Genomic DNA, 8,124 nt, shown 5'->3' on the forward strand with positions numbered 1-8,124 from the left:
TTCTAGTTAAGATATCCACATGAAGATTTAGCAAATATGTAAGTATATTCATATAATAAGTCCAATTATAATGTTGAATATCCATAATAAAGTAAGTTTATCAAATACATGTATGCATTAGTATAAATACAATAATTTATAAAATGATACTCTCTTATACTGTATTATGTTTTCATAGGCAGTATAAGAGAGTATCATTATTTTATTATATAAATTGTATTTTAAGCCCGAATTCAATTAATTCCTTTTGTTGCTTTCATTAAAGATTTATTAAAAGTTCTACAGGACAGTGATCTGACCCTTCGATATCCATATGAATTTTAGCATCTTCTAATTTATCTTTTAAAGATTCTGAAACTAAGAAGTAATCTATTCTCCAGCCTGCATTATTAGCTCTGGCATTAAATCTATATGACCACCAAGAGTATGCCCCCTCTTTATCTGGATAGAAAAATCTATATGTATCAATAAAGCCCGAATCTAATAATTGAGTTATTTTTTCCCTTTCTTCATCTGTAAATCCTGCATTTTTTCTATTCACTTTTGGATTCTTAAGATCTATTTCTTTGTGAGCGACATTTAAATCTCCACATAATATTACAGGCTTCTTTTTTTCAAGCTCTTTTAAATATTGCCTAAAAACATCTTCCCATACCATTCTATAATCAAGTCTTTCTAAACCTTGCTTGGAATTTGGAGTATATACATTTACTAAATAGAAATCATTAAATTCCAGCGTTAGGACTCTACCCTCATTATCATGCTCTTCTATTCCAATACCTATCTTGACACTTAGAGGCTCTTCTTTAGTAAAGACAGCCGTTCCAGAGTATCCTTTCTTTTCTGCATAATTCCAATAGCTATTGAATCCATCTAAATCTAAATCTATTTGGCCTTCTTGTAGCTTTGTTTCTTGAATACAAAATATATCTGCATCTGATTCTTTGAAAAAATCTAAAAAGCCTTTTTTCACACAGGCTCTTAAACCATTAACATTCCATGAAATTAGTTTCTTCACTTTTTCTCCTCCAACTCTAGTAAAATTATTTCTATATAATAATTATTATCATTATATCACAACTAATACAAAATCCATACCTAACCATATTAAAATAGCTTCAAACTTTTATGCTATTTGCCAATAGAATAACAACATAGTTATAATAATAATGCTTATCCTATTTCCAAGAATATCATGAAATTATTATAAAAACCACCCTCCATTGATGTTGTTCAATAAGGGCAGTTTTTCTTATTTGCTTATGAATTTCTATGTTTACTTTTTGTTTTAGCTTTTATACTATTCTTCCCAACACTTCTTTTTGATTTATGATTTTCACCTGATACTCTCTTTTTATTGTCCTTACTCAAAGTATTTTTACTAGTTCGTTTATTAAATTGATTTTGATTATATGTACCACGCATCCCTGCTTTATCACTACTCTTTTTATCCCTAATAAGGCATTTAGGTCCATTTCCAATCAGATCTGTTCTTCCAGCTGTAGTTAAGGCTTCATATACAAGTGTATAATACTTTGGATTTTTAAATTGAAGCAGCGCCCTTTGCATAGCTTTTTCATGCTTAGTTTTTGGTACATAGACTTCTTTCATTGTTATTGGATCGAGTCCCGTATAATACATTGTTGTCGCAGGTGTTCCTGGTGTTGGATAAAAATCTTGTACCTGCTCCGGTTGATAATTTATGTCTCTTAAATATTCTGCAAGTTCAATTGCAGCTTCCAAAGTACTTCCTGGGTGAGATGACATTAAGTAAGGGATTATGTATTGTTTCTTACCAAGCTTTTTGGTTATCCTTTCAAACTTATCCACAAATTTATTGTAAGTTTCTCCAGCTGGCTTCCCCATGTATTTCAAAACATCTTTTGAAACATGTTCTGGAGCAACTTTTAATTTTCCGCTTACATGGTGTTCTACCAATTCTTTAAAAAAAGTATCATCTTTATCAGCCATAATATAATCATACCTAAGTCCAGAACGCACAAAAGCTTTTTTGACCTTTGGCACTTTTCTTATTGATCTAAGCAAATCTAAATATTCAGTATGATCCACCTCCATGTTTTTGCAAACATCAGGTGATAGACATTCTTTTCCTTTACATGCACCAAAAGCTAACTGTCTTGTGCAGGCTGGTTTCCTAAAGTTTGCTGTAGGTCCCCCAACATCATGTATATATCCTTTAAAATCTGGAAGGTTTGTAATTTCCTCAACTTCTTGTAAAATTGATTCTTTACTTCTACTTTGAACAACCCTTCCTTGATGAAAGGTTATAGCACAAAATTTGCAATCTCCAAAACAACCTCTTGAACTTACGGTACTAAATTTAACTTCTTCAATTGCAGCTATTCCGCCTTTTCCCTCATATATAGGATGATAATCTCTCATATAAGGAAGATTATAAACTTCATCTAATTCTTCTCTGTTTAAAGGTGCTTCTGGTATGTTCTGTACTAAATATTTACTTCCATGCTTTTGAACAATAATGTGCCCTCTCACCGAATCTTGTTCTTCGTATTCAACTTTACTTGCTTCAGCGTATTTATATCTATCAGCACAAACTTCTTTATAAGAAGGAATTTCAATATAATCCTGTATATCGTCTAAATTTTCTGCAATGTAACAAGTTCCTCTAAGGTAGGTTATATCCTTGGCACGTACTTTATTTTTTAAACTTTCAGCAACTCCTACTATTTGTTTCTCACCCATGCCGTAAATTAAAAGGTCTGCTGTACTGTCAATCAGTATTGATTTCCTTACTTTGTCGCTCCAATAATCATAGTGAGCAAACCTTCTAAGGCTCGCCTCTATTCCACCAATTACGATATCTACATCCTTATAAGCTTCTCTTATTTTGTTGCAATATACAATTGTTGCTCTGTCAGGCCTAAGACCCATTTGACCTCCAGGAGAATAAAAATCTTTCTCTCTTAATTTTTTGCTTACAGTATAATGATTAACCATTGAATCCATATTACCGGCATTAACTAAAAATGCGTATTTAGGCCTGCCTAATCTCTGAAAATCATAAAGGTTATTCCAATCAGGCTGAGGAATTATCCCTACCTTATATCCATGGGATTCTAGAACCCTTGAAATAATTGCAGTACCAAAACTATGATGATCTATATATGCATCGGCTGTAACAATTATAAAATCTAGTTCATCCCAGCCTCTTTCTCTCATATCTTTTTTGCTTATGGGCAAAAACTTCCTTTCAGTTGTCATTTCTTCACCTACTTATTTTTCTTATGACATAAGCACATTTAACTTGTTAATGCGCCTTAAATTTCTCTTTGCATATTATAACATAAAGAAACCTAATTGTATCTTTAAAATAGTACTTCTTAAAAGAATATAATTTATTTTTTCTTTATGTGTAACACTTTTTAATTATGTTTAATATATTATTACTATAACAAATGAATCTTAATATACAAAAGGAGAAATGAATAATGAATAATTGTTGTAGACGTCATAGATGTCACAGACATCACTGCAATAACTGCTGTATTAATAATTGCTGTGGATTTAATAATTTTGGATTTAATAATTTAGGTTTACTTCCTTTTTTATTTTTCATTTAATGCAGGGTAATTAAATTTCTATCAGCTAAATTATTCTTATAATCAATAGCAATACTAAAGATTAAATCTATATCAATATTTTTGCCCAAAATTAATAATAGATATGATATAAAAAATAGACCTAAAAGATAAAAATATCTTTTAGGTCTTGATTTTTCGTTAATTTTTAAATGAATGTATTGGCGCAGGAATTCTTCCGCCTCTTTGAGCAAATAATTCTGATGATTTTCCGTTAACTTTCATTACTGGCGCTCTACCTAACAGCCCGCCAAATTCAACCATATCTCCCACTTCACATCCTGGTGCTGGTATAATTCTAACAGCTGTAGTCTTATTATTTATAACTCCAATTGCTGCTTCATCAGCTATCATACCTGCAATTGTTGATGCTGGAGTATCTCCTGGAATTGCAATCATATCAAGTCCAACAGAGCATACACATGTCATGCCTTCTAGCTTTTCTAGATTTAATGATCCGCTATTAACTGCATCTATCATACCAGCATCTTCAGATACAGGAATGAAAGCTCCACTTAATCCTCCAACGTGGCTGCACGCCATTACTCCACCTTTTTTAACTGCATCATTAAGCATAGCTAGTGCTGCTATAGTACCATGAGTTCCTACTTGTTCTAAGCCTATTTCTTCTAAAATTTCTGCAACCGAATCTCCCACTGCTGGAGTTGGAGCTAAAGATAAGTCAACTATACCAAATGGTACATCTAGTCTTCTTGAAGCCTCATTAGCAACTAATTCACCCATTCTTGTAACTTTAAACGCAGTTTGCTTGATTGTTTCAGCAACAACATCGAAAGATGCTCCCCTTACTTTTTCAAGAGCTCTCTTAACAACTCCTGGTCCACTTACTCCAACATTAATAATTCTTTCAGCTTCTCCAACTCCATGGAAAGCTCCTGCCATAAATGGATTATCTTCTACTGCATTTGCAAATATAACTAATTTCGCACAACCGAATCCTTTTGTATCTTTTGTTAGTTCTGCTGTTCTCTTAATTACTTCTGCCATATCTCTTACAGCATTCATATTAATTCCAGATTTTGTACAACCTACATTTACAGATGCACAAACTTTTTTTGTTACTGCTAATGCTTCTGGAATTGAGCTAATTAATATTTTATCTCCTTTAGTACAACCTTTTTGAACTAAAGCTGAAAATCCACCTAAGAAGTCTATCCCTAAAGTTTCTGCTGCTCTATCTAAAGTTCTTGCAAATTCAACATAACTAGTTTCATTTGTAGCTCCTGCGATTATTGACATTGGAGTTATTGAAACTCTTTTATTTACTATTGGAATACCAAATTCAGTTTCTATTTGTCTACCAACTTCTACTAAACGCTCTGCTGATTTTGTAATCTTATCATATATTTTAATTCTAGCTTTATCTCCATCTGGATCTATACAGTCAAGAAGCGAAATACCCATAGTTATAGTTCTAACATCAAGTTTTTCTTCTTCAATCATTTTTATCGTTTCAAGTATATTATTAGTATTCATAAGCCCCTCCTAATTATAGTGAATGCATTGACTTAAATATTTCTTCTCTTTGAATCTTAATTTCTACCCCAAGTCTTTCCCCTTCAGCTGTAAGTCCTGCACGCACTTCTTCAAAAGTAGCATTCATATCTTTACAGTCTAGTACCATTATCATTGTAAAAAAGCCTTGCATTATAGTTTGGTTAACATCTAATATATTAATGCTATATTCTAACATTTTTTGACTTACCCCTGCTATAATACCAACTTTATCTTGCCCAATTACTGTTAATATTGCCTTCATGCTTATCTACTCCATTCATAAGTTTATTTTTAAGTTCATCAATTAAGCATATTCCAAAAAATAACAAATCAAAATGCTAAATTTAATCGACATTATTGGCTTATTATTTTGTATCTTATGCTTAAAAATATTATCCAATTCTACAGAACTGGATAATATCTAATAAAGCATCATAGTTGCTATCTTTATTCTATAATTTATATTATATTTTGTCAATTTTCACAGAACATTTTGTAATATTTTTTTCTTTTTGTTCGGACTATTTCTTTAAATTCTTCAATATATTAAGTATATTGTTTGTTCTAAAGGTATAATCTATACATATTCTGTTTAATTGAGCAGGATTATCATCTCTATCAGCATAACCTCGTTGTATTGTAAATCCCATACTGTATCCTGCCTCTAAAACTGCTTTTTTAGTATCTTCATTATATTTCCCTTCTGGATAAGCAACCGCTATAATTGACTTACCAGTTATATTTTCCAATGCTGCCTTTGAATCTTTAAGTTCCTTAATTTGACTTTCATATGGCAAATCAGAAAGTTTAGAGTGAGAAGCTGTATGAGATTCTATATCCATTCCATCATCACTCATTTCTTTTATTTCTTTAGTCTTTAAATATGATTCCCTATCCAAGTAACTTGATATAACAAAAAAGGTCGCTGTCATATTTAATTCCTTTAGAATTGGATATGCTTCTGTATAATTATTTTCATACCCGTCATCAAAAGATATTACTACACTCTTCACAGGAATAGGCATGTCTTTGTAAAGATACTCATTAAGCTGTTTAGTTGTTAATGTAACATATCCATTGTCCTTAACAGCTTGAAGTTGCTGCCTAAATTTTTCTTTAGAAATAATTATTGGCCCTTTTTCATTTGGATTATTACTTATTGAATGATAACAGATAACAGGTACTCCTTTATTATCATTTCTAAGAGGAACACCATCAAAGGACATATTTATTTTTGTTTCCTTCTGTATTTCAGGTTTTGCTTCTACATTCACTGATAAATTTTCAGATGATTGACCTTCTGTATTCTGCTCTTTACTATCTTGATTATAATTATATGCTGAGACTGTCTTTTCTTCTGTATCATCACTATAGGTTTTAACAGCTTGTTTAAAACTAATTAATACAACAATACCTGCTGCAAATAAGCATAGTAATAATTTTGTTAGTACTATAAAATGTTTTTTTCTTCTATTTCTTTTACTTTTTAGTCTCTCCATATATATCTCCTTCTGTTTTATTACAATTTTATTTTACAACATAAACTACTTTGCATGAATTATTTTTAACTTAATCCATATTATATGTTACCATAATATTCCACAAAATTCTCGTAAAATAAAGTTATAATATTATTAAATCTTTCTTAAAAAAATAATATATACAGTGATTTTGCACAGATAAATGTATTAAGGCACAATTAAAAAAGAGAATACTCTTTTGTGTGTCGCTCTACTAAGAATAAGGCTGCGGCTTATCAAACAAGATGATTGAAATTGTTTCCTTAGCCCAATTCTCTAGTGACAATCACGAAAGACTATCCTCTTTTACAATTAAATGTATCAAAAGTCCAACTAAACTTTTTTCATTTATTCTTCTCGTTTATTTTTGTAGTACTCAAATGTTCACTAGATATTCTTTCTTGAACTTTTGACTTTTTAAAATCATTTGAAAAATATATTCTTAGACTTTCATCATTACTTTCAGCATTAACTTGATACATAACGCTTTGTACATATCCATGGATGAAATCATCTTTACTAAAAAACAAATTTATTTCCGTTCCTACTTTAGTAATGACATTTATTATATCTTTCAAATCCTTTGACTCTTTGGTAAATACAACATCACCACTATCTACGAGACAAAATTCAACTTTCATAGCTTTCACCCCTTTCATACTAAAATTATATTAAACATCCCTACCTTCTTTCAAACTTCAAAATTAAATAATTTTGATTATAAATTACGATTTCATGGAAAGATTAAAAAATTGCTTTTTTTCTTTTATTATTTCGGTAAGTTACCACATAAATTTAGATTACAGCAAAGATATCTATAGCCTTAAATAGTATCACCCCCTCTCAAAATTAATATTTTGAGAGGGGGCTTTAACTACATCTCTGACTAAAGAATTTCACTTATGTAAGAGATACACTTATTAAATTTATTGACCTTTATGTTCTATTCCCATTCAATGGTCAATATCTCCAATTCACCTTCCTTTAGTGAAACTTTATACCCATCAGTTATTAACCAAGTAGCCAAATCAGTAACCATATTCTTCCTGATTTCATCTCTCTTGCTTATTGCAAATACAGCTGAAACCTTATTAACTCCTGCTTTCTTTCCTTGCTCTATGTTTCTCAATATTATGTTCTTATTTTCGTTTAACTTTTCTTCATATTCATTCACAATATTTCCTCCCTTAAATTATATATTCAGGTTTGAATTATTCATCTTACATTAATTGGAATACTAGAATTTATTTATACTATTACATATTTATGATTCAGAATCCAAAGATATTCTCTATTTTATGCTTAAACCTTAATAACTGTTCTTTATTATAAACATTTTAAGAATTTAAATATTATTTAGTTTATATAGATAGAACAAATATAAAATATACTTATACTTTGAAATATATCTCAACTAGAAATCAGTAACATACTTTTGTGGAATGTTTCATGGGTAATTTTGATGG

General features: G+C 30.4%; 7 protein-coding genes. All 7 read right to left on the reverse strand.

The features are described from left to right. Window positions 1-259: 259 nt before the first annotated feature. Complete coding sequence (locus COL3_RS14930; RefSeq protein ID WP_008422334.1) at window positions 260-1,018, reverse strand: exodeoxyribonuclease III; 759 nt, start codon at window positions 1,016-1,018, stop codon at window positions 260-262. A 242-nt stretch (window positions 1,019-1,260) separates the two neighbouring features. Continuing rightward, a complete protein-coding gene (locus COL3_RS14935) occupies window positions 1,261-3,243 on the reverse strand; it encodes a YgiQ family radical SAM protein (protein ID WP_008422336.1) in 1,983 nt (660 codons plus the stop codon). Window positions 3,244-3,761: 518 nt separating this feature from the next. Beyond that, entirely contained in the window at window positions 3,762-5,117 is a 1,356-nt protein-coding gene (locus COL3_RS14940) for a PFL family protein (protein WP_008422337.1), read from the reverse strand. 13 nt (window positions 5,118-5,130) lie between these two features. Then, window positions 5,131-5,400: an ACT domain-containing protein gene (locus tag COL3_RS14945; RefSeq protein ID WP_008422339.1), complete on the reverse strand. Its 270-nt coding sequence runs from the start codon at window positions 5,398-5,400 to the stop codon at window positions 5,131-5,133. A gap of 259 nt (window positions 5,401-5,659) precedes the next feature. Next, entirely contained in the window at window positions 5,660-6,637 is a 978-nt protein-coding gene (locus COL3_RS14950; protein WP_008422341.1) for a polysaccharide deacetylase family protein, read from the reverse strand. Between the two features lie 365 nt (window positions 6,638-7,002). Next, the gene (locus COL3_RS14955; protein ID WP_008422343.1) at window positions 7,003-7,299 is read right to left on the reverse strand and encodes a hypothetical protein; all 297 of its coding nucleotides are present in this window, start codon (window positions 7,297-7,299) and stop codon (window positions 7,003-7,005) included. Between the two features lie 302 nt (window positions 7,300-7,601). Beyond that, on the reverse strand, window positions 7,602-7,832 hold the full coding sequence (locus tag COL3_RS14960) for a hypothetical protein (protein ID WP_008422344.1): 231 nt from the start codon (window positions 7,830-7,832) through the stop codon (window positions 7,602-7,604). Window positions 7,833-8,124: the final 292 nt, after the last annotated feature.

Source organism: Clostridium sp. LS, from assembly GCF_002760435.1.
Lineage (GTDB): Bacteria > Bacillota > Clostridia > Clostridiales > Clostridiaceae > Clostridium.

What these genes read in the sequence shown, in the direction of transcription:
- COL3_RS14935 (WP_008422336.1), bottom strand. Translation starts at nt 3,243, where the DNA reads ATGACAACTGAAAGGAAGTTTTTGCCCATAAGCAAAAAAGATATGAGA.
- COL3_RS14940 (WP_008422337.1), bottom strand. Translation starts at nt 5,117, where the DNA reads ATGAATACTAATAATATACTTGAAACGATAAAAATGATTGAAGAAGAA.
- COL3_RS14945 (WP_008422339.1), bottom strand. Translation starts at nt 5,400, where the DNA reads ATGAAGGCAATATTAACAGTAATTGGGCAAGATAAAGTTGGTATTATA.
- COL3_RS14950 (WP_008422341.1), bottom strand. Translation starts at nt 6,637, where the DNA reads ATGGAGAGACTAAAAAGTAAAAGAAATAGAAGAAAAAAACATTTTATA.
- COL3_RS14955 (WP_008422343.1), bottom strand. Translation starts at nt 7,299, where the DNA reads ATGAAAGTTGAATTTTGTCTCGTAGATAGTGGTGATGTTGTATTTACC.